General features: G+C 41.2%; 20 protein-coding genes and 1 other RNA gene. 5 read left to right on the top strand and 16 right to left on the bottom strand.

Translation table 11 applies throughout. The features are described 5' to 3' along the window. Nucleotides 1-10 precede the first annotated feature (10 nt). From V7L20_RS16615 to V7L20_RS16595, 5 genes are all read right to left on the bottom strand, one after another. On the bottom strand, nucleotides 11-1,627 hold the full coding sequence (locus tag V7L20_RS16615) for an efflux RND transporter periplasmic adaptor subunit (RefSeq protein ID WP_334745136.1): 1,617 nt from the start codon (nucleotides 1,625-1,627) through the stop codon (nucleotides 11-13). Nucleotides 1,628-1,917: 290 nt separating this feature from the next. Beyond that, the gene (locus V7L20_RS16610; RefSeq protein WP_334745135.1) at nucleotides 1,918-2,262 is read right to left on the bottom strand and encodes a TetR/AcrR family transcriptional regulator C-terminal domain-containing protein; all 345 of its coding nucleotides are present in this window, start codon (nucleotides 2,260-2,262) and stop codon (nucleotides 1,918-1,920) included. A gap of 45 nt (nucleotides 2,263-2,307) precedes the next feature. Then, nucleotides 2,308-2,550: a TetR/AcrR family transcriptional regulator gene (locus tag V7L20_RS16605; protein ID WP_334745134.1), complete on the bottom strand. Its 243-nt coding sequence runs from the start codon at nucleotides 2,548-2,550 to the stop codon at nucleotides 2,308-2,310. Nucleotides 2,551-2,968: 418 nt separating this feature from the next. Continuing rightward, nucleotides 2,969-4,258 (bottom strand): glycosyltransferase family 4 protein, encoded by a 1,290-nt coding sequence (locus V7L20_RS16600; protein WP_334745133.1) that lies wholly within the window; start codon nucleotides 4,256-4,258, stop codon nucleotides 2,969-2,971. 636 nt (nucleotides 4,259-4,894) lie between these two features. Beyond that, nucleotides 4,895-5,482: a PEP-CTERM sorting domain-containing protein gene (locus V7L20_RS16595; protein ID WP_334745132.1), complete on the bottom strand. Its 588-nt coding sequence runs from the start codon at nucleotides 5,480-5,482 to the stop codon at nucleotides 4,895-4,897. A 297-nt stretch (nucleotides 5,483-5,779) separates the two neighbouring features. Here V7L20_RS16595 and glyS point away from each other — a divergent pair, with 297 nt between their 5' ends. Together glyS and murD are read left to right on the top strand one after the other, a co-directional pair. Beyond that, nucleotides 5,780-7,933 carry a glycine--tRNA ligase subunit beta gene (glyS, locus tag V7L20_RS16590; RefSeq protein ID WP_334745131.1) on the top strand — a complete coding sequence of 718 codons (2,154 nt, stop codon included), beginning with the start codon at nucleotides 5,780-5,782 and terminating at the stop codon, nucleotides 7,931-7,933. 84 nt (nucleotides 7,934-8,017) lie between these two features. Continuing rightward, nucleotides 8,018-9,493: a UDP-N-acetylmuramoyl-L-alanine--D-glutamate ligase gene (murD, locus tag V7L20_RS16585; protein ID WP_334745130.1), complete on the top strand. Its 1,476-nt coding sequence runs from the start codon at nucleotides 8,018-8,020 to the stop codon at nucleotides 9,491-9,493. 105 nt (nucleotides 9,494-9,598) lie between these two features. Here the strand turns inward: murD and V7L20_RS16580 are convergent, their stop codons facing one another. The 3 genes from V7L20_RS16580 to V7L20_RS16570 form a co-directional block, all read right to left on the bottom strand. Then, entirely contained in the window at nucleotides 9,599-9,823 is a 225-nt protein-coding gene (locus V7L20_RS16580; protein WP_334745129.1) for a type II toxin-antitoxin system HicB family antitoxin, read from the bottom strand. 11 nt (nucleotides 9,824-9,834) lie between these two features. Next, nucleotides 9,835-10,017, bottom strand: coding sequence for a type II toxin-antitoxin system HicA family toxin (locus V7L20_RS16575; RefSeq protein ID WP_334745128.1), 183 nt, complete (start codon nucleotides 10,015-10,017; stop codon nucleotides 9,835-9,837). 68 nt (nucleotides 10,018-10,085) lie between these two features. After that, entirely contained in the window at nucleotides 10,086-10,310 is a 225-nt protein-coding gene (locus tag V7L20_RS16570) for a type II toxin-antitoxin system HicB family antitoxin (protein WP_334745127.1), read from the bottom strand. Between the two features lie 849 nt (nucleotides 10,311-11,159). Here V7L20_RS16570 and argS point away from each other — a divergent pair. From argS to V7L20_RS16555, 3 genes are all read left to right on the top strand, one after another. Then, nucleotides 11,160-12,923, top strand: coding sequence for an arginine--tRNA ligase (gene argS, locus V7L20_RS16565; protein ID WP_334745126.1), 1,764 nt, complete (start codon nucleotides 11,160-11,162; stop codon nucleotides 12,921-12,923). 131 nt (nucleotides 12,924-13,054) lie between these two features. Beyond that, nucleotides 13,055-13,618 (top strand): Uma2 family endonuclease, encoded by a 564-nt coding sequence (locus V7L20_RS16560; protein WP_334745197.1) that lies wholly within the window; start codon nucleotides 13,055-13,057, stop codon nucleotides 13,616-13,618. 37 nt (nucleotides 13,619-13,655) lie between these two features. Then, entirely contained in the window at nucleotides 13,656-14,105 is a 450-nt protein-coding gene (locus V7L20_RS16555) for a cobalamin biosynthesis protein (protein WP_334745125.1), read from the top strand. Between the two features lie 24 nt (nucleotides 14,106-14,129). Here V7L20_RS16555 and V7L20_RS16550 read toward each other — a convergent pair whose 3' ends face one another. The 8 genes from V7L20_RS16550 to V7L20_RS16515 form a co-directional block, all read right to left on the bottom strand. Next, nucleotides 14,130-14,483, bottom strand: a complete 354-nt coding sequence (locus V7L20_RS16550; RefSeq protein ID WP_334745124.1) for a phage holin family protein — start codon at nucleotides 14,481-14,483, stop codon at nucleotides 14,130-14,132. Nucleotides 14,484-14,867: 384 nt separating this feature from the next. Further along, complete coding sequence (locus tag V7L20_RS16545) at nucleotides 14,868-15,890, bottom strand: peptidoglycan-binding domain-containing protein (protein WP_334745123.1); 1,023 nt, start codon at nucleotides 15,888-15,890, stop codon at nucleotides 14,868-14,870. A gap of 89 nt (nucleotides 15,891-15,979) precedes the next feature. After that, the gene (locus V7L20_RS16540; protein WP_334745122.1) at nucleotides 15,980-17,251 is read right to left on the bottom strand and encodes a M16 family metallopeptidase; all 1,272 of its coding nucleotides are present in this window, start codon (nucleotides 17,249-17,251) and stop codon (nucleotides 15,980-15,982) included. 121 nt (nucleotides 17,252-17,372) lie between these two features. Continuing rightward, nucleotides 17,373-18,614 carry a M16 family metallopeptidase gene (locus V7L20_RS16535; RefSeq protein ID WP_334745196.1) on the bottom strand — a complete coding sequence of 414 codons (1,242 nt, stop codon included), beginning with the start codon at nucleotides 18,612-18,614 and terminating at the stop codon, nucleotides 17,373-17,375. Between the two features lie 1,692 nt (nucleotides 18,615-20,306). Then, nucleotides 20,307-20,490, bottom strand: a non-coding RNA gene (gene ssrS, locus V7L20_RS16530) — 6S RNA. A gap of 61 nt (nucleotides 20,491-20,551) precedes the next feature. Continuing rightward, nucleotides 20,552-21,709 carry a 5-(carboxyamino)imidazole ribonucleotide synthase gene (locus V7L20_RS16525; protein ID WP_334745121.1) on the bottom strand — a complete coding sequence of 386 codons (1,158 nt, stop codon included), beginning with the start codon at nucleotides 21,707-21,709 and terminating at the stop codon, nucleotides 20,552-20,554. Then, nucleotides 21,706-22,197: a pentapeptide repeat-containing protein gene (locus tag V7L20_RS16520; protein WP_334745195.1), complete on the bottom strand. Its 492-nt coding sequence runs from the start codon at nucleotides 22,195-22,197 to the stop codon at nucleotides 21,706-21,708. The genes V7L20_RS16525 and V7L20_RS16520 overlap by 4 nt, the downstream gene beginning before the upstream one ends. 349 nt (nucleotides 22,198-22,546) lie before the next feature. After that, entirely contained in the window at nucleotides 22,547-22,699 is a 153-nt protein-coding gene (locus V7L20_RS16515) for a lmo0937 family membrane protein (RefSeq protein WP_096607063.1), read from the bottom strand. Nucleotides 22,700-22,956: the final 257 nt, after the last annotated feature.

Raw genomic sequence — 22,956 nt, 5'->3', positions numbered from 1 at the left:
TCTTCTTCACCTAAAGATTCCGACTACCCACTTCTTGCGGTGCAGGAGTAATGGGAGCGCCATTGGTTAGACTGAGAATACCGGAAACAACAATTTTGTCCCCAGCTTTTAGTCCTGCGATAACTTGATAATTATTTCCCTCAATAACTCCCAATTTCACGGGTTTTTGTTGAGCTACTAAAGATGGGGATGGTGCTTGAGTTTTCGGCTTTTGTGCTGAGGCTTCAGCTTTCGGCTTTTGTTCTGGCGCTTGAGCTACAAAGACAAAAGTCTCTCCACCCAGGCGAGATACTGCTGTAACTGGAATTAAAATTCCTGGACGTTCGTTCCAGATTACTCTGGTTTGGACTGACTGGCGATTGACCAGTTGATTTCTAAAATTACCAAAGTTGGCTTTAGCCAAAACTGTCTGGGAATCTGAACTAGCATCTGGAGAGATGAAACTCACTTTACCCCTTGCTGTGGTTTTGCCTTGGGCATTTAGCATTTGCACTGGTAATCCCAAGCGCAGTTTTTTGGCATCTTCCAGGGGAACGGAAATATTTAGTTCTAAAGAGTCGTTTCTAGTCAGTGTGGTGAGTTGATCTGCTTTTTCTACATAATCTCCCACCTTTGTTGGAATATCACCAACAATGCCAGTGAAAGGTGCAAGGACTTTTGTATATTGCAGTTGGACTTGGGCAGCTTGGACTTGGGCAGCTGCTTGACTTACTTGCGATCGCCCTTGGGCAATATCTTCTGGGCGGTTGCCGTTCACCTGCTCTCTATAATATTGTTTCTGTTGTTCTAAGGCAGCAGCCAGTTGTTGGATATTAGCAGTTCTGCTTTTGCGGAGTTGCTCTAAGTTTTTCTGAGCTGCAACCAGCGCCGCTTCAGCACTAGTTTTGTTTTTCAGGTATTCATCTAGGGTATCTTGAGATGTTGCCCCTTCTTTTGTTAATTGTTGGTATCGCTTTGCTCGTGCTTGTGCTAGTACTAAATCGGATTGGGCAGAATTAACTTGAGCTTCAGCCTGCTGAATTTGCTGTGGTAGCGATCCAGATACAGCATCTTGATATTTTGCTTGGGCTTGATCTAGTTGGGCTTTGGCTTGAAAAATTATTTCTCTTCGAGTTCCTGCTTTAAGTTCGGCAAGATTTGCTTGTGCTTGTTCTAATGCTGCTTGTCTTTGTCGTAGCTGGGCTTCAGCATCATCACTTTGTAGGCTAAAAATGACTTGCCCTTTTTGAACAAGGTTGCCCTCATTGATGAAAATCTGGGTTATTCGTCCTTCAATCTGTGGCTTGATTAATACTGAACGTGGAGCCTCTAAAGAGCCAATAAACTCTGAGCTGTCCTGCACAGTTTCAGTTTGCACAGTCGCTAGCTTGACGGGAATTGCCATCTGTTGACCAGCAGCAGGCCCGCCCGGTGGTGTATTCTTAGCATTACTAGTTTGCCACCAGCGCCAACCAATACCAACACCTGCAACTAATAAGACGATTCCCAACAGCAGGGGCCAACGCCGCTTTTTAGGTGGCCTTGGCGATCGCTCTGGCAAAGGTTGCGACTCTTGACTAGAATCATTAACAACAGGCTGTTCTGTTTCAACAGGCAGGGTAGAATCAGGGAACTCAGAATGGGACATATTCGGTTTCTCGTCTTGTGGATTTAGACTTGGGCAATCTACTTGTCGCTAAAAAAGCATTGTTGTGATGTTGATCACAAATATATATTTGGGTATTTGGGATATTTGGGTATTTAGGCGATCGCTCACGTTGTCTAGCACCTGAAATAAATATTGTTCAGCACATTATGGCTATTTTGTACATTACTTAGGTCAAATTATTTTCAAAGTGTAATTTATAAAAACTTTTTTAGGTAGTCTCAACGCAGTGCCTTAGCTGAAAAAGAAAACAGGGTTAATCTTGTTGCAGACTAATCAACTAAACCTCCTACCTTCTGCAACGGCAAAGTGCTAATACCGCACACAAATAAATTCACACAAGTTTCCATGTATGATTCACGACTGTACTCTAGTGCGGTGGGGATATCGCTAAAACGCAGGATACCGTGAAGCAACATACCCGTGAAACTATCCACAGATGCTTTCAAATCTATATCTGAAGATACCGTGCCATTCTCTTGACTTTTTTGCAAGTACACAACTAGCTGCTCGTGCAGCGATTTGTCAGTTTCGGATAAAATCAGACGGGCGGTCTGGGGATGTCGCTTCGCTTCCCCAATAAATGTCCGAATCAAGTCTTCATGCTCCTCTATCATCTAGTTGCAAAGCTTTGTATAATTCTTGAGGTCAATGTATAGGTCTTAAGTCCAGTCGTTGTGATGAGCTAAAGCTTCTATTTGTAAAGCGATCGCTTCGGTAATCACAGCAGCTAGTAGTTGCTCTTTGGTCTGGAAATGACGAAATAAAGTTACCTCATTGACCGCAGCAACACGAGCAATTTCTCGCGTTGTCGCTCCAGTTAAACCTGCTGTTGCAAACACCTGAGTTGCTGCCTTGATCAAGCGTGCATGAGTTTGTGCCGTCCTTGATACTAAGTTTTCCATGAGCGTTTGCAAGTGCTTGCTTGCATTATAACCACATAAAAGACGACACCAGTATAAGTTAAAAATGAGTTTATCGCTCTTAAGTAGTAATGAACACTGATCTTAAGGAAGAGAAAAGTATGAAACGTAATAACGGCAGGCTTGCCTACACTGTTAACTTAGCTTTATTAAACAAGGTTGCAAGTTTCATTGAGTTATCCTCACCAAGAACGACGTGCAATCAATTAGTGTTCTCTAGAATCCTATTTTTGAGCAGTCTCAACTTCCTACATTTAGGTCACCCGATCGGTTGATTTTCAACTCACCCGAATGGGTGATTTAATTTTTCCTAATTACGGTTTTGTCTTCTTAGTAGCTTAATCTTCGCTGATTAAGAAAGCATTCCATTTTTGTCAAAAATTTCCATTATCCAGACATATTAACCATCCACAACTGATTTCTTAGAATTTAATTTAGGCAAGATACCTAGAATTGATTTTCGGTTAGCAACAATATGAGAAAGCAGCCCTTCATATCGATTAAGTGCTTGCTCTAAAGAATAGTTTTCTTCAGCAAACTGTCTTCCTGCATTACCTAGACTCGCCCCAAGAGTAGGATTAGTATATAAATCATGCACCGCAGCAGCCATTGCATCGGGTGATTCTGGCTCAACAATTATCCCACCACCACTGAGTTTAATCGCTTTTGCAGCAGTACCAGTGGCGGGAACTGAACCCACAATCGGGCGACCACTTGCCAACAATAACGGTATTTTTGAAGGCATATTGAACGAAATCACATTGCGTTTTTGCACAATCAACCCGACATCAGATGCTGCTAGCATTTCAGGTAGTTTTTCTCGCGGCTGCAATGGTAGCAGCAAAACATTATCTGCTCCATTTAAAAGACAATATTTCTGCAACCTTTGCAATGCTATTGATTCACCAACGATGACAAAGACAATCTCCTTGATATGACGCAAGCAAACTGCTGCTTCTATTACTGTTTCTAAACCTTGTGTTAGAGCAATGTTGCCCGAATAAAGTACTACAAACTTTCCATCAAGTTGATGGCTAGATATCCAGGAGTTGTTTTGTTTTGGTAAGGGGTAGATGAAATTTTCATTCACCCAATTGGGAATACAAACGATTTTATTAACAGGTACTCCTTTATTCACTAAATTATCACGAAACCCATCAGCAATCACACTAATACTGTGTGCAGCTCGATATGCAAATTTTTCTAGGGCTGCAAGAGTTCGGATCATCCACTTGTTCTTCAATAGCCCGATCCGTACCGCAGCTTCTGGTAGAATATCTTGCACATTCAGAACTACTGGGCAGTCGTATAACCAGCTAAATATTGTTACTGGTAAAGTACCAAAAAGAGGTGGAACTGTTAAGATAATCACATCAGGGCGTCCACCTTTAAAGGCTTGGGGTAAGCTCGTGAAAACAAAGCTTAACTCTAATAACAGCCGATCTAGAAGATTCGGTTTAGACTTAATTCGCAAGTAACTTCGTTGAATGGTGACGCCATTTATTTGTTCAGTAACGTACCATTTACCGCGATACTCATCGTAAATTTCGCGCTGAGGATAGTTGGGCATTCCCGTAATCACCCGCACTTGGTGACCTCGCTTTACTAATCCTTCTGCTAATTCAGTCATTAACGGAGCAATACCAATCGGCTCTGGATGATAGTTATAGGAATAAATCAGAATGTGCATGAGCTATTTGTGAATTTTGTGAAGACAGCCGGATATAATCGGATTTATTCCTTAATAGTCAGTATGGGCTGCTACTTTTATTACTTATTTAAATTAGTAACTTGGCTTCATTAACAGCGCGTTAAACATTGTTGATGAATTTTTTAGTTATTTTTAAAAGAGAATTTTTATCCTGCATAAAATCCTTAAAAATTAAAATATCATTGTGTGTAAACAGCTTAGGTTTTTAGAGGTTGTTTTAAAAGTTTCAGAAGGTATAATTTTTTGGTTCTGACTTGGGTGAACTACAACGAAAACATCAGCTTTCAGTTATATACTGAACTGCTTCGCTGTGTTCACAAGAAGAGTAAAATACCCTTTTAAAACATCCTCTTCTTGACATAGTTTTTAGTTTCTGGTTATTTATGACAATATTTGTCTTGGTTGTTTATGAACTAATGCTTAAATTTACACTTGAGGGATTGTACCATCATATTTAAGCTCGTGCATATAACCCGTATTCCGCCCTTTAAACTGGCACATAGTGTTAATGAGAATTAATGAGTTTGAATGATAACCCTACCAGTTAACTAAACTAATAGGGCTAGAATAGAAATTCAGTAAATTTAGCAAGCTCTCACTAGAAAGCCCTAATTTCTAGCAAGAGGCTTGCTTTTTCTTCAAAGATGAACCTACACCCAAGGCAGCAAATGCTACCAAACCCAACAGAGAAGCAGGTTCAGGGACTTTGGATACCTGAATAGAACCAGAATTTTGATCTAATGTTCTAAATGCTGACTGTTGATCGATATCCTGACGTAAGAACAAAGAGTCGCCAACCGTTCCCTGAAAGAAATATTCTCCAACTACACCTGTTCCTCCTGCTACATTAAAGGGGCCAAACAATGTTTGAGTGGAAGTATCAAAATTGAAATTAAAGAAATCAGATTGTGATACTCCACCAGCAACGGTGTTATAAGTTCCCAATAGATTTTTAGATGGATCTAAGAAGGAGACATTCAAGGATTGTAAAAAGTTGGTGGCTCCACTACCACTTTCTGAAATAATTGTAGGTGCTGTAGTTTCGTCGTAGCTGAATGACCCTGTTGCTGAGTAACCAGCATCACCTAGCCAGTTAAAGTTTAATTCAATAGCTTGGGCTGAGTTGTTAGCAGCAACGAGCGCAACACTAAAAGCAGCACTGGTGGCTGCGATCGCGGCGATTTTGGTGAAAATGTTTTTCATGGTCATAACTCCAAAGTTGGTTGAAATGATGCAGATATCAATGCATCAAACAAAACTAAGCTTACGATAGAAATATGTATACGTAAATACCGCATAAAATTAAGGTAATAAATGTAATAAATTTATAAAGGTAAACACTTTTTTATGAAGTTTTGGATAAAATACCAAATCTATTTAACAAACCTAAGCTCGACTTCATCAAGCAAGATGTATCTGGCAAGGCTGACTAAAAATCACGAGCGATCGCTTGAGAATAACTGATAAAGTTGAGCTACGCAAAGTTGAAAACAGTGTTATATGCCTGCGTTTCTATTAGAAGTTGGTACAGAAGAACTACCTGCAAGTTTTCTCAGTGATGCTTTAGTGCAATGGCAAAAGCGCATTCCCCAAAGCCTGGAAGCAAACAGCCTCAAGGGCGAAAGTGTCCAGGTATACGGTACTCCCCGGCGTTTAGCAGTAGTGATTAAAGGTCTACCATCCCAGCAACCAGACCGAGAAGAAGAAATTAAAGGGCCCCCCGCCCAAGCTGCCTTTAAAGATGGTCAGCCCACTGCTGCTGCTGTAGGCTTTGCCAAAAAGCAAAGCGTGGAACTGGATGCGTTGTTCCTTCGCCCCACTGACAAAGGGGAATTTGTCTTTGTGCAAAAAAGAATTCCCGGTCGTCCAGTGGCGGAAATTTTGACAGAACTTATTCCCCAATGGATTTGGGGTTTAGAAGGTAAGCGGTTAATGCGTTGGGGAAATGGGGATGCGAGGTTTTCCCGACCAATTCGCTGGCTGGTAGCTTTATTAGACGAGACGGTGCTACCTCTAGAATTAGTTAATGGTTCTAAAATGATTCAAAGCGATCGCATTTCTCAAGGTCATCGGGTCTTGCATCCTGATCCTGTGACAATTGCTCAAGCTACTGATTATGTTACCGCTCTCAAGTCTGCTTATGTCAACGTTGACCCAGAAGAACGGGCAAATATTATCAAAGAGCAAGTAAAGGCAGTAGCAAAGAATTTAGGCGGGTATACATTAATTTACCCCGATTTGTTAGAGGAAGTAACCAATCTTGTAGAATATCCTTCTACAGTTGTCGGTAAATTTGAACCAGAATTTTTAGAATTACCAACTGAGGTAATTACTGAAGTGATGGTTACTCACCAGCGTTATTTCCCTGTCTTCAAACCAGATAGTTTTGAGCAAGAATTATTGCCCAATTTCATCACAATTTCTAACGCTGATCCCAATAAATCAGATATTGTTGCCGTTGGAAATGAAAGGGTAATTCGTGCTAGATTAGCTGATGGCAGATTTTTCTACGAAGCTGATTTAACTAAGCCCTTAGAAAGCTTTTTACCACAGTTAGAAAAAGTCACGTTTCAAGAAGAATTGGGTTCTGTGCGTACCAAAGTAGATAGAGTAGTTAAGATTGCCGAGCTAATCAGCACCCAATTAGAATTAGCGAAAAATCAAAGCCAAAGAATCCAACGCGCTGCTTTATTATGTAAAGCCGATTTAGTTACCCAAATGGTGTATGAATTCCCTGAATTACAAGGGATAATGGGAGAAAAATATGCCTTAGCCAGTGGTGAAGATGCGGAAGTCGCAAAGGCAATTTATCAACATTATTTGCCAACAGGAGCAGGTGATATTTTACCCGAAACACTCACAGGTCAAATTGTCGGTTTGGCAGATAGATTAGATACCTTGGTGAGTATCTTTGGTTTAGGTTTAATTCCCTCTGGTTCCTCTGATCCCTTCGCCTTACGCCGTGCTGCCAATGCTGTAGTTAAAATTACTTGGTTCTATAATTTGCCGATAAAGTTAGATGATTTATTAGCACAAATATCCACAGAATTTGCAGCGAAATATCACAAAGATAAAGGATTATTAACCGTAGCATTACAAGAGTTTTTCTTGCAACGTATCCGCACTTTACTACAAGAAGAAAAGCAGATTGATTACGACTTGGTAAATGCAGTTTTGGGAGAAAATGATCCAGAATACACAGAACGGGCACTAAAAGATTTATTGGATGTACGCGATCGCGCCTTATACTTACAAAAAATCCGCAATGACAGTACCTTAGATAACATCTACGAAACCGTTAACCGTTCTACACGATTAGCCGCTCAAGGTGATTTGGATACAAAACAGCTAGAACCAACCACCGTAGTCCGTCAAGAATTATTCCAAAAGCCCTCTGAAGAAGCTTTGTATAAAGCCTTAATCGAATCAGTACCGCTTACCTCAGGAGCACAGCAGACACGAAATTATCAACTATTAGTAGCAGCACTAACAAAAATTGCTCCGACAGTTAGTAACTTCTTCGATGGGCCAGATAGCGTTTTAGTTATGGACTTTGATCCAGAAGTTAAGCGTAATCGATTACATCTGCTGGGATTAGTTCGCAATCATGCGCGTGTTTTAGCTGATTTTGGGGCGATCGTCAAAAATCTGTAGCGTAGATCAACAAAAAATTGTGTAATTTTTGCCAATAAACGCTACTATAAGGAGTGCTTAACCAGGGACACTCTGCTGCAATCTATGTCCAGAGCTACTGTAATTGGATTAGGAAAGTCCGGTGTTGCTGCGGCGAGATTGTTGAAACGGGAAGGTTGGGAGGTAGAGCTAAGTGATAGCAACACCTCCGAAACCCTCCTACAACAACAACAAGAACTCGCTGCCGAGCAAATAACCGTAAAACTATGCCAATCCTTAGAATTGAATAGTGCTAATTTACCCCAGTTAATAGTCGTTAGTCCTGGTGTACCTTGGGATATTCCGGTGTTAATCAAGGCACGTCAATTAGGTATTGAAACCATTGGGGAAATGGAACTGGCTTGGCGAAATTTGCAATCGCTACCTTGGGTAGGAATTACTGGCACTAACGGCAAAACTACTACCACAGCTTTAATTGCTGCCATTTTCCAAGCAGCAGGTTTAAATGCACCCGCCTGCGGTAATATTGGCTATGCCGCTTGTGATGTTGCCCTATCTCAGGGGACAGGTGGAGAAACTCTAATCCAAAATCCAAAATCTAAAATCCAAAATTATATTGATTGGGTGATTGCAGAAATTAGCAGCTATCAAATAGAATCTTCCGTCTTTCTTGCACCACGTATCGGTGTTTGGACGACTTTCACACCGGATCATCTTAGTCGCCATAAGACTTTAGAGAATTATTACGATATCAAAGCCAAGTTGTTGCGTCAGTCAGAGTTACAAGTATTTAATGGCGATGATGCTTACTTGAGGAAGCAAGGTTTAAGTGCTTGGCCTAATGCTTATTGGACAAGTGTCAAAGGAAAAGATTTTCTGATTAGCGAAAAAGGCTTTTACATCGAGGACGACTGGGTTGTGGAAAAATTGACTGCAACCTCTGCACCAGAACCGATTGTGAAAGTATCTACTTTGCGGATGGTGGGAGAACATAACCAACAAAATCTTTTGATGGCAGTAGCAACGGCAAGATTAGCCGGAATTAATTGTGATGCGATCGCGCGTGCTATTGTTGAATTCCCCGGTGTTGCTCATCGTTTGGAGCATATCTGCACTTGGGAAGGTATTGATTTCATTAACGATAGTAAAGCTACTAACTACGATGCTGCCGAAGTTGGTTTAGCATCCGTTAACAGTCCAGTGATTTTAATTGCTGGTGGAGAAGCTAAAGCAGGTGATGATACTGGCTGGCTAGCACAAATTCAAACTAAAGCTGCTGTTGTTTTATTGATTGGCTCTGCTGCTTCTGCATTTGCCCAACGTCTCCAAGAGGTGGGGTATTATTCTTACCATATTGTGGAAACTATGGAAAGGGCAGTTCCTAGAGCGGCGGAATTAGCTAAGGAGTATGAAGCGCCTGTGGTTCTGCTATCTCCGGCTTGTGCGAGTTTCGATCAGTACCCGAATTTTGAGGTGCGGGGCGATCGTTTCCGTCAGTTATGCCTTGATTGGGCAAAAGCAGAGAAACTTAAATACAACTCGATTCTTTCATCTCCTTTGCCTAATTCATTTACTGTGTGACTTGCAGCTACACACTGAATGAATTATGTAAAATGCGATCGCATTTTACATAAACTTAAATATTCTAGAAGGATTGTTTAGCGCTAATTTAGTGATTTCCTATAATTATGTTTTGCTGTAGTTTGCAACTTCAACCTCATAAGCGATGCTTGTAGGTTTAGGAATAGGTAAACCATCTTCTAGCATTCCTTCTAGATGAAATTCAATAGCTTCTGCAATCATCTGCTTGACTTCTTCTAAGGTTGCACCTGTAGTTACACAACCTGGTAAATCAGGGACATAAGCAGAGTAATTACTATCCGCCTTTTCAATCACCACTACGTAATGCATTGCCGTTCTCCTTATAACTGTGCTTGCCTCCAAATGCTACTGAGAGTACCAGGGGCTAAGTCGTCAGACAATTTACCTGGAACTGTAACTAAACCTGGTTTATCAGGATGCTTGAACTGTCGATGACTACCTTTAGTTCTATCAAGATACCAACCATCAGCTTCCACTCCCTTGATTACATCACGTACTTTCATATCACTACTTATCTATACAGTTGAAATTTCCGTTACAGATAAAGTAGTAGTTTAATGATTTCCGATAATTATATTTTGATGTAGTTTGCAACTTCAACCTCATGAGCGATGCTTGTAGGTTTAGGAATAAGTAAACCATCTTCTAACATTCCTTCTAGATGAAATTCAATAGCTTCTGTAATCATCTGCTTGACTTCTTCTAAAGTTTCACCCACAGCTACACAATCTGGTAAATCAGGGACATAAGCGCCGTAGCTAGTTTCTCCCTTTTCAATCACAACTGTATAACGCATTACTCTTCCTCCAATTGAGCTTGTCTCCAGATATTTTTAAGAGTACCAATTGGCACATCCACATTTGGCTTACCGGACTAAGAAGCAAGAAAAACGAACCGCATTCGCACAGCGTCTCGTTAGAGAAGAACGCAAAGCACACAAAGAAAGAAGTTAAAAGGGTTTGGCGCAGCCTCACAAAGAAATGGTATAACTTTTCACAGCATCTGGAAAACCTCTCTCTAAATCTCTCTCCTAAAAGGCTACCGTGTACACACAAGTATGACCAGCATAGGTTTCAACTCTTTTAGTAGTTTCGTAGGGTGCGTTATGTCCACGCCAAAATAACAAATGAGTTCGCCGAAATAACAAATGAGTTCGCCGAAATAACAAATGCGTACGCCAAAATAACAAATGAGTTCGCCAAAATAACAAATGAGTTCGCCAAAATAACAAATGAGTTCGCCGAAATAACAAATGAGTTCGCTGAAATAACAAATGAGTTCGCCAAAATAACAAATGCGTTCGCCTAAATAACAAATGAGTTCGCCAAAATAACAAATGCGTTCGCCGAAATAACAAATGCGTTGGTGTAGCCCGCACTTCTCTATGAGACGCTCTTGCTAGCTTCCACAAAGTGGTACGACGTAGAGACGTAGCACTGCTACGTCTCTACAGGGATTTTGGTATTATGCAAAATCATTTTCATACATGGAATCAGCAACGCCAGATTTTATCATGGGTTTCAGCATTGCTAAGTAGAGGGACAAAAATATCTCTCATGAATCTAGTGGCTCAAAATGAAATGCTAAAGTTAATAATCAAGCTTTTGCAGAGCTAGATTCCCTCTCTCTTAGATAAAATTTATATATGAACGCTACACAAGAAAAACTAAAAGTTCAGCTTGAACAGGCAATAGTTGCGGCTTTTGGCGCTGATTTTGCTGGAGTAGATCCAATTTTGGTTTCTGCTAGCAATCCTAAATTTGGTGATTATCAGGCGAATGTGGCTTTATCGCTGAGTAAAAAGAAAGGATTGCAACCAAGAGCGATCGCAGGTGCGATCGTTGATAAACTAGATGTATCCGAAATCTGCGAACCGCCAGAAATCGCTGGGCCTGGATTTATCAATCTGAAACTGAAAACGGCGTACCTGGAAGCACAACTGAATCATATTCAAGCTGATCCCAGATTAGGAGTTCCAGTCGCAAAAACGCCAAGAAAAGAAATTGTGGATTTTTCTAGTCCGAATATTGCCAAAGAAATGCACGTTGGACACTTACGTTCTACGATTATTGGTGATTCCATCGCCCGGATTTTAGATTTTCTTGGACACGATGTTTTGCGGTTAAATCATGTAGGTGATTGGGGTACGCAATTTGGTATGTTAATTGCCTATCTCCGGGAAGTTTACCCAGACGCGCTTACTACCGCTAATGCTTTAGATATTGGTGATCTAGTCTCTTTTTACCGCAAAGCCAAACAACGCTTTGATACAGATGCAGCTTTTCAAGAAACAGCACGGCAAGAAGTCGTAAGATTACAAGCAGGTGCAGAGGATACACTTCATGCTTGGAAACTGCTGTGTGAACAATCACGGCGGGAGTTTCAAGTAATTTATGATTTGTTGGATGTCCAATTAATTGAACGAGGTGAATCTTTCTACAACCCTTTACTATCTGGCGTTGTGGAAGATTTAGAAAAATCTGGGTTACTGGTAGAAAATCAGGGCGCAAAATGCGTTTTCTTGGAAGGGTTTACAAATAGAGAAGGTGAACCTTTACCCTTAATTGTGCAGAAATCAGATGGCGGGTATAACTATGCCACAACTGATTTAGCATCCCTCCGCTACCGGATTGAGAAGGATGAAGCAAAGCGGATAATTTATGTAACAGATTCTGGACAAGGGAACCACTTTGCTCAAGTTTTCCAGGTTGCACGCAAAGCCGGATGGATTCCCGATGATGTGGAATTAGTGCATGTGCCCTTTGGGTTGGTGTTAGGAGAAGATGGGAAGAAATTCAAAACTCGTTCTGGGGATACTGTGCGGTTACGGGATTTATTAGATGAAGCGATCGCTCGTGCCCATGCTGACCTAAAAACTAGATTACAAGAAGAAGAACGTATTGAAACTGAAGAATTTATTAATGAAGTTGCTTCTGTTGTTGGGATCAGTGCAGTTAAATATGCAGACTTAAGCCAAAACCGCACCAGTAACTACATTTTCAGCTACGACAAAATGCTGGATTTCAAAGGTAATACTGCGCCCTATATGTTGTATGCTTATGCGCGGATTCAGGGAATTAGCCGCAAGGGTAATATTAACTTTAAGGAGTTGGGAAACAATGCTGTTTTGTTGGAGCATGAAACAGAATTAGCGCTGGCAAAATATCTACTTCAACTGGATGAAGTTATTAGTAGTGTAGAGCAAGATTTGCTGCCTAATCGTTTGTGTGAGTATTTGTATGAACTGAGTAAAAAGTTTAATCAGTTTTACGATCGCAATCAGGGAGTTCAAGTGTTGGAGGCACAGGAACCGCAACGGACATCACGCTTGGTTTTATGTGATTTGACTGCTAGAACTTTGAAGTTGGGATTATCTTTGTTGGGAATTCAGGTATTGGAGAGGATGTAATTTTTTTAACGCTAAGGTGTACTGAGGTAACGCAAAGGTACGCAGAGTAAGAGTTATGCTGATTTTTCTTTGTGTACTTTGTGTCTTGGCGGTTTGTTAATCATAATTTTTGGATTTGGAGGCGATCGCAAATGCTACGGACATCATCTAAAAACATAACTTTGGCAGAGTTTCTAATTTTACCAGAAACGAAACCCGCTAGTGAATACATCGATAGTCAAATTATTCAAAAACCAATGGCACAGGGGAAGCACAGTACAATTCAAGGTGAAATGGTTAGCACTATTAACTTAACGGTGAAGCCCAAGCGAATTGCACGAGCGTATCCAGAATTGCGGTGTACTTTTGGCGGAAGATCAATAGTGCCAGATGTTTCTGTGTTTACTTGGCAAAGAATTCCTCGTGATGAAAATGGCCAAGTTGCCAACGTCTTCAAAGCAGCTCCCGATTGGACTATCGAGATTCTATCACCTGACCAAAGACAAACGAAAGTTACAAAAAATATTTTACATTGCCTCAATTATGAAACACAAATGGGTTGGCTGATTGATCCAGAAGAACAAACGGTATTTGTGTACATCCGCAATCAACAGCCAATAATGTTGGATGAATTAGAAGCTTTACTCCCTGTGCCAGATTTTGCAAGTGAGTTGAGGCTGACAGTAGGAAATTTATTTTGTTGGCTGTTGGAGTAAACCAAACCCTGATGAATTGAATAAGGAAATACACCAAGTGCAACAGGTTTTATGGGTAGGAATCGGTTGTAAACGGGGAACCTCGTGGCAGTTGATTGATTGGGCAATTGAGCAAATATGTCGAGAAAATCAACTTTTTCAAAGTGCGATCGCAGGTCTTGCTACCATTGACACTAAAGCCTCGGAAGTTGGTTTGATAGAACTTTGCAACCTACGCAATTTCCCCCTAAAAACCTTTTCTGCCCAAATCCTTCGCTCTGTCTGTGTCCCCAACCCTGCCACAATTACCGACGATAAAGTAGGTACACCTAGCGTAGCAGAAGCAGCTGCTATTCTTGCAGCCTCTCAACTTACATCATTGACTGTTTTTCCGTTTACAAAGATAGAGGAATTGCAGGTGAAGTTCTTAGTTCCTAAACAAATTTTCCAAATACAAGGGCAACCAGGAGCGGTAACTCTTGCTGTTGCCCAAGCTTTAAATATTTAGTATTACAAAATTTTTCTAATTTTTCTAGTCAACAACTCTCAAAAAATAGTTAATTATGCTAGAAACAATAGCTAGCACAATTGAACCTAACAAAGCAGGTAGAAAGCCCTGAATCTCAAAACCAGAACCAGGAGTTAGGACACTTGCCAGCCAAAGGGCTAAGGCGTTAATCACCAATGTAAATAAACCAAAGGTGAGTAAGGTAATTGGAAACGTCAAAATCTGCAAAATTGGTCTAACAAATGCATTAACCAGACCAATAACAAGGGCAGCTATCAAGGCAGTCACAAAATTCTTGATAAAGAATCCCGGAACGATATTAGCGGTCAGAAATAACGCCACCGCAGTACCGAGCCAAGTTAATAAAAAGTGTTGCATAAGTTTTTTTAAAGGAATTAGCAGTAAGTTTAATTAATTTCACTATTGCCAGTTGTGATCTGTAACACTACCAGGTGTCGTTCTGCTTGACTCTTAAAGTTGCCATCATTTTTTGTCAGTCTAAAAGCAATGTAATTTTTCAGCGATCGCATAAAGAGATACTTTTAATGAGTGTATCTTTATCGTATTGCAGGATGTACCACGAATTAAATTCATTAAAAATGAAATGAGCAGCAAAACTCCTATAGGGGTTTCTCTTTGTCGAGAAACCCCTGTACCTAAAAGAGGGTATTTAGTACTAGCAAGTTCCAAAGTGATTAAGGGAACTGCCAAAATTGCACTATAGTGGATGGCAACTTTAGTATCAGCCTAACGCTGTTAGGGCTAACGCCGCGAAAGAACCTCCCAGGTAGAGCCACCAACTACACCGTCAGCTTCTAAACCATAGCGCGTTTGTGCAGCTTTCACAGCTGCTTCGGTTGTCTGGCCAAAGTCTCCATCGGCATCGCCTTTTAAGAAACCAAGCTTTTTCAATTGTTGTTGCAATTTAACAACTTCAGAACCACGTAATCCTATACGCAAAATTGGTAATCCTTCTGAGGTGTATTGAATACCAGGGGTTCGCTTAGTAGTTGTGTTTGGCCCAGTTCGAGTAGTTTGCCCAGTCCGTGTAGTTGACTGAGTTCGAGTAGTTGATGTAGTCTGATTTGGCGTTTTTTGTGTGTTTGATGTAGTTTTTTTTGGGGTAGCAGGTCTTGGCTCAGGGCTAGTCGCAACTCGTGTTACAGCTTTTTTTGGGGTAGTAGGTCTTGGTTCGGGGCTAGTCGGAACTTGTGTTACAGCTTGTCTTGGAGGATTAGAATTTACAACGTTGGTAACATTGCTAGCTTGGGTTGGAACAGGAAAATTCGTAGCTGAGTTAAATCTTGGCTGGGATGAAGGAACGGTTGATGCTGCAACTGGTTGATTCGGGAAAAGTCGTTGCCAAGTGCTGGCATCAACAATGCCATCTGGATTCAAACCAGCAGCTTGTTTAAACCGGGTAACAGCATTGGCTGTATTCTGACTATATGTACCATCTACAGCACCAGAATAAAAACCCAAAAGTTTCAAAGCTGCTTGAAGTTCAGACACGCGTTCGCCTTGGCTACCAACTTTGAGGATAGGGCGGTTGATGCTATCTTGAGGATTTACTTGGGCAATTTTTTGTGGCGCTGCTATTGATACTACAGCCGTTGAGGCAATCAAGAAAGGCGTAGTGGAGAACAAGAGTATTTCAATGGCTAATAAAGATTTAGACCTCTTTGACCACCAACCTTTTGGCCATTTTTCCATTTTACAGCGATTTACAGTTGGATCTAGTAATTTTAAGTAACTCAAAATACTTGCTGTCAGGCTGCTTTGCATGGAATTCACTCCCAAAATATTCTCATGCTAATAGTACAGCCGCTTGGTCTAAAAAACAGCTGCTGCATTTTACGATTAGACATTTTCAGTTATGTGATCGCTCGATTAATTGCTTCTTCTTGACCAACTAAAGACAAGTAAGGCTCTTTTAAATACTTACAAGCTGAAGCGATGGCATCCTTCGCACTCACCGCCGCAATCAATTCTTGGAATTTTGTGTCAAAATCAATTCCTAAGCCCAAAATTTCATACCAACCATATATCTGAGCAATTTGCCCGTTCGTTTGTTTACCCAAGGCGTATTGCCCCAGAATCTTGTTTTTAGCAGCTTGGAGTGCGCTTTGGGATATTTCGGTGGTACATAACAAATCTACTTCTGTACGCAGTCCTTCTAGGGCAATACTGGTATTTTCTGGTGCTGTACCCATGTAAACCACAAATGAGGCTGGAAATAGCCTTGTGGAGTAAAAGGCGGATACTTCGTAAGCTAAACCGCGTTTTTCCCGCAATTCGACAAATAAGCGACTAGAAAGCCCATTTCCCAAGTAAGTACACAGCAACTTCAGGGCGGGGTAGTCAACAGAACTCACCGATGTTCCCAAATACCCAAGCATGACAATTGATTGTTGTGTCTGTACTGGCTTCAGCTTTACCTGCGGTTCCACCTTAATCTCTGGTAGATTCAGTATTGGTAATGCTTGGGCTGGCGCTTGCCAATCAGCAAAAACTTCTTCCACCAACGCTGCTGCATCTATGGCTGTGACTCTACCAGCAATACTAATTACTACATTATCTGGACGGAAATAAGTTTGGTGATACTCCACTAAATCCTTACGAGTTAAGCTGCTCATAGTGGATTCATCTCCCAGCACTGACATGGAGTATGGATGATTTTGATACATTACCTGCCGCATTTGTTCAAAGGCGACATTGAAAGGTTGCTCTTTTTGGGAACGAATATCCTGGAGTGCTAAACGCCGTTCTAGTTCCACTTGAGTTTCGGGGAAAGTAGGCGATCGCAGAATCTGCCCTGCCAATGTTAAAATTTCCCCAAAATCGGATGTTACCGTCTTGAAAGATAGCAAAAAATAATCAGTGCTAGCATCTGCACTTAAACTCGCCCCTACAGACTCGACTTTTTCTGCAATTTCCAAGCTAGAAAGACCATCGCATCCCTTTGTCATCACTGCTGATAGCAAATGTGCCAGTCCTGCTTGCTCCCGATTCTCATTACAACTACCGGCACGCACAAAGATTCGCGCTGCAATAATGTCCGCAGCAGGGTTTTCTGCCACCAGCACGACAATGCCATTGTTCAATACGGTACGATGGATAGGCGATTTTTGCAGCAAGGTTATCATTTATTGTTTGTCCTTTGTCACTTGTACTGAGCAAAGCCGAAGTATTTGTCCTTTGTCACTTGTACTGAGCAAAGCCGAAGTATTGGTCATTTGTCTTTTGCTAATGACTAATGACTAATGACTAACACGGTTTAAGTACAGTAACCGCGTAATTCTCCGGCGAGAGATACTGTTTAGCTAATTTTTGCAGTTCTTTGGCATCAAAAGACTGAATCTGCTGGGGATATGCCACAGCTAATTCAGCTTGGGCAATGGTATTGTAATATCCATAAAGCCCTGTAAGTTGATTTGGCGTTTCCGTAGAAAACGCATACTCGTTACATAGCAGCCTACGTGTACGAGCAAGTTCCTGTTCACTAATTCCTGTAGTCTGCAAATCATTCAAATGAGCGCAAATTAAGGACTCAACTTCCTCCAGATTTTCTGGTTCCAACCAGGCAGTAATTGTAAATAAACTCGATTCCCGTTGTAGAGAAAAACTACTGCAAATTCCCTGTACCAATTGCAAATCTTCTCGTAAATCACGTACTAAACGCGAAGTCCGCCCTTCTGCCAATAACACTGACAACAAATCTAAACCATAGCCAGCGCGGATTTCTTCTACTCCAGGAACTAGCCACGCCATCAATAATCGCGCTTGTTCTATACGTGGTAAATACAGTTCTTGACGGTGAATTCCTGTTATTACTGGCTTTGCCACTTCCTTAAACTGCGGACAATTAGAACGTTCGGCAAAATCAGCAAACGAATGATTTACCATTTCCCAAGCTGGTTGCTGGGCTATACCCCCTGCAATAACCACCGTCATGTTTTCCGGCTGATAGTGAGTGCGGTGAAAACAACGCATTGCTTCTGGGGATTGCTGCATCAGTTCTTGCTCAGTACCCAATATAGAACGTCCGTAAGGGTGATGCGGATAGATGCTTTGAATCAGCGCTTGAAATCCTATCCAGTCAGAATCGTCCTGACAAGAACGAATTTCCTCTAGCACCACGTCTCGTTCGCAGCTAAATTCATCTTCTGGAATTGCCGCATTGAGCAATATTTCTCCCAAGTACGGCAGAGTATCTTTTAAATAAGGGGCAGCTGTGGTGAGGGAATAATGAGCATAATCATAGCTTGTCGCCGCATTACTCACGCCTCCCCGGTTTTCAACTTTAGAATCGAACATTCCAGGGGATAGCGTCGCCGTACCTTTAAAAATCATGTGTTCTAGAAAGTGCGCCATACCAAACCAAGGTTCTGGCTCTCGGCTTGCTCCAGCACGCACCCAAACATCCGCCACAACTACAGGAGTAGTGGGAATTTCTTGATGAATAAACGTTAAACCACTGTCTAGTCGGAAGACCGAGGCTGGAAATATTGTATTAGTTAGTTGCTGTGACAATTTTCTGTAGCTTTAACCACAATTTCAGATAATTTTGTGATTTTACCTCTGAATGATACCTGATTTAGAATCAATTTATACAAATTTTGTTTTTATCAGAATTATCGCTAAATTTGGTAGACCTAACTCTTTTGTAAGTTGACAAAATAATAAGGGTTTGTGGCGATATTTCTGGGACTGACTAGAGCAAGCGATCGCAAAAGTACTTTTTTAAAACCCTATCGAGCTAAAAACTGTATCATAAAGTACTATTTTTAGCGATCGCAAAACCTTTTAGTCCACAGGTTACTAGCTTTTATGGTAGCCTGCCACGCCATTCCCAACTTCTTTATTTGATTCTCATTATTAATAAGTTTTCAGAGAATATTTGTATTCAAACAAAATCATGTTTAACTCAGCAAGGACAAATAATTAAGCGATTGTAGTCACCGTGAGCAGCTGAAAAACCAATTATTAATAAGTATAAATTTGAAATAAAAATTTAAGTCCTTTTCAATTAATATACAACATTATTTATTAAGAGAATCAGAGATAAAAATGCTCAAGAAAACTCTGGCGGTGTTCGCTGCCGCAGCGATGCTGCTCCCTGCAAGTCTTGTAAAAGCGGAACCTCATCCAGATCCAGATCCGCCGTGTTCCTTCCATCTCGCTACGCGTGACGGGAAAGATAGAACTTCCGGCTACGTCCGTGTATATGTTGATTGGGAGTACCTCACCCCAGGTGTCTCGAGTCCAGAGGTAAAACCGAGATCGGTGACTATTTATAACTACACCGGCCGCCCGATTACGCTTGTTACCTACCGATGGCAAAACTCCAGTGGAAGCTTCGTGCAGCGTGGACCTAGTGGCAACATTTCTAATTCTGATCACTCTCCCAAATGGTCTCCGACCAGGGGGTTTGCGAAGTCCGAAAGCCCGTATATTGGAGTCTCCGCAGCTGCGACAACCCGGCCCGGTCTAGGCGGTTCCATCAAGTGTCGAAATTATTAGACAATGCTGGAGAGCAACCTAGAACACCGATTCATTAATAAAGCACAAGACTGATAACCCGAATTTCACAACATACAGACACGACCGAGCAAGGGGGCCAGTTCCACAGTCAACAAAAGGGCTAGAACGTGGAATCGGCAATTGAAAATGCTTCTACATGCGTCAGCCAGCATTAATTCTTACTTAAGGTTTTACGCTTTCAATAGCGACTTTTCCTAGCCTATTAATCTTCCAGGCGCATCAGTTAAAAAAGTTTACCACTTGATTTCCTTATTGGAAAAAATGCTTTAAAGGCAAGTTCAACTTCTGTAAAAACTAGTGTGCTTGACAATACGCTTGGGTTAAGCATCTCTTTTTTCTCTCTGCGTCCTCTGCGCCTTGGCGGTTCGTTAAAAAAATTGACCCTTCGGCTTCGCTTAGGGTCAACAGTGAGCGAAGCCGAACTGTTGATGTAACAACGTTTTAACTTAGTTCAAGCGTATAGGTGTGCTTGAGACCGCTAAAAACGCAAGTCAAGAGCTTACAAATTGGCTCAACCAATCTAGAAAGCTTGGAGGGCTTACTAGAAAGTCGTATTTTTTCCAAATTCTAGTGGCATTTGTCGCAGTGATATAAGTTTTACTGATTTAAATAGTTAAAGCTCCTAAGTTCTAATTGACTTTAGGAGCTAATAATTTTAAGTTCACCGCGACGCCGTTTTACCTAAGTTTATGACCTGGGTTTATCCAGGTGGGAACCTAAATTCCTCGTTTAAAGTTTCCGGGTACATGCCCGGTCTACTGCCACGAGAACAGTTGACTCCCTTGTCATTAAAGGCATAGATCAAAAAACTTGATGGCAGTCACCAACGTCGTAGTGCAACTTCACTCATTATAGCTTTCAAAAAGATGTTGTGTGTTCAACATCAAAAGTTTCTGAAAAACTTACCTGGAATACCAGATAGATTCTATGCTGTGGGCGATGACGATCGCACTTGCCGATTCTCGATTCTGATTATCTAGCAAAACGGTAACATGTCCCAACTTCCGCCCAGGACGTGATTCTGTCTTCCCATACCAGTGAACGTGCGCCTGGGAAATTTCTGCTAGTTGTTGACGCTGGCTTTGGTAGTCGCTGTGAGAATTTTCATATCCCAGTAGGTTAACCATTACAGCGCCAGCGCACAGCAAAGCCGGATTTCCTAAAGGTAAACCACAAACAGCTCTCAGGTGCTGCTCAAACTGCGAAGTTTCACAAGCGTCAATAGAAAAATGCCCAGAATTGTGGGTACGGGGTGCAATTTCATTTACCAGGATTTTACCGTCAGCACCCAAAAATAGCTCAATTCCAAAAATGCCTACTACTTCTAGGTTATTTAATAGAGTATGTGCGATCGCTTCTATTTCTGCTACTTGATTGGGTGTAATCTCAGCAGGCGCAATTACCCGCCGACACACTTGTTGTTCTTGTTGGGTTTCTACCACTGGATAAGTTACAATTTTTCCCTCTACAGAACGAGCTGCTATTATTGCTAGTTCTCTTTCAAAAGGGATAAATTCTTCTAACAATAAAAGTGATTGATTTAAAGTTGTTGTGGTTTCATAACTTAGCTTTTGCTCTAAAGTAGCAAAATCCTGAATTATAAAAGTACCTTGACCATCGTAACCGTGACGGCGGGATTTGAGAACTGCTGGAAAACCTAGATATTCTATTTTTGATTTGAGATTTTCCACCTCATCAATGGCGAAAAATTGGGGAACAGGTAAGCCCAAGTCGCGTAAATAGCAACGCTGATGATATTTATCTAAAAGAGGAGCTAAGGCTTCTAATCTGGGACGAAAAAAAACGCCTTGGTGTGCTAAAACAGATAAAGCATTTAAGTTAACAAATTCGTTTTCAAAGGTGATGACATCGCATTTGTTAGCTAATATTTCCGTAGCAGTTGCGTCATCAACTGGGGCGAAAACAGTTTCTTTGGCAATTGACACGGCCGGGTCGTGTTCACCAGGAGTTTGTACTACTAATTCTACTCCTAGCTTCTGTGCTGCATCCGCCATCATCCAGGCAAGTTGTCCGCCACCAATTACACCAACACGTTTCATTGACATCCTAAAGAATCACGAGTTTGCACGCCTGTTTTGGAATTCACACCACTGGCTTTATTGCACAGTTCTTTGATTTGCGCTCTATCCAGAATTGCATCTGTAAAATCTGCACCGTCTATATTCACATCATTAAATATGGCGCGGAGCAAAAGAGCTTCTTTGAAAACTGCGTCGCTCAAATCTGCCTTAGTCAAGTTTACCTGATCAATCATTGCATTAGTTAAATCTGCTCCGTGGAGATTTGCATTTGTCATCACCGAAGCACTCATGACTGCTCCGCGCAAGTCAGCGTTAGAAAAGTTAGCCAGTTCCATATTGGCGTTGGAAAACTCCGCAGCTTGTAAACTTTCACCAGAAAAATCACGTCTTGACAACTCTGCATTACTAAATGAAAGCGGATGAGTCCAGTCTACAGCTAGTGCGGGATCAGCCACGCACCATATAATAATTCCTAGAAGGAACGCTAACCCTTGCTGCCATAACATATCGAGAGCCAATTTGGTGTCTAATCGCTGCATTTAATTCCACATTTGAATATTAGCAAGACGGATCATCTTAATTGAGACTCCCAGTCTTGCTACTGGACTTGGGAGAAGTATATTTCCCTAGCTTAATATTTTGTAACGCAAAAAGGGTGGATGCGTAGCCTGTGTTAGACATCGCTTCTCACCCCTAGTCAGAGAACGGCAATATTAGGAGCGATCGCCTTTGGCGTTGGCAAAGCGATCGCACTTAATATATAGCGTTTCCTAAGCAACTTAAATACACCTAAATCTTTTTTAACAAGGTTAGTAACTTTGAAAACCTACCTTACTAAATCGGGAACCACTATATTTACACATCACGCGCTTTGAAAAAATTATAGATAGCAAGGGCGATCGCTAAAAGCAACACTGCATGAATTAAATTTCCGGCTATATGAAGTGCCAGTCCTAATGCCCAAAAAGCAATCAGTACAACAACAATACCCCAAAGTATACTCAACATATATTTGATTTTAATCAAGTAAGTTTTTATTTCTTTAGATATTTTACCCTAGCTTCACTTTGATTCTATTTACCTTCAGAGAGGTCTAGAGATTTAAATCATCTTTCTTAAGAAAGAAAATTAATTAAAAATTTACGTTTTGTGCTTACTTGCAATTCTATTTCCCCTATGACTGAGCCTACGCTTGGGGAGTTGTTTACAATTCTTCATTGTTAGATTTGAATATCTGGATATAAAGAGTTTTTTAAGCAGTAATA

Origin of the sequence: Nostoc sp., from assembly GCF_036916735.1 — a bacterium.
In the GTDB taxonomy this organism is placed as follows: Bacteria; Cyanobacteriota; Cyanobacteriia; order Cyanobacteriales; family Nostocaceae; genus Nostoc.
Note: the sequence above shows the minus strand (reverse complement) of the source record. Positions and strands in the feature narration are given on the sequence as shown.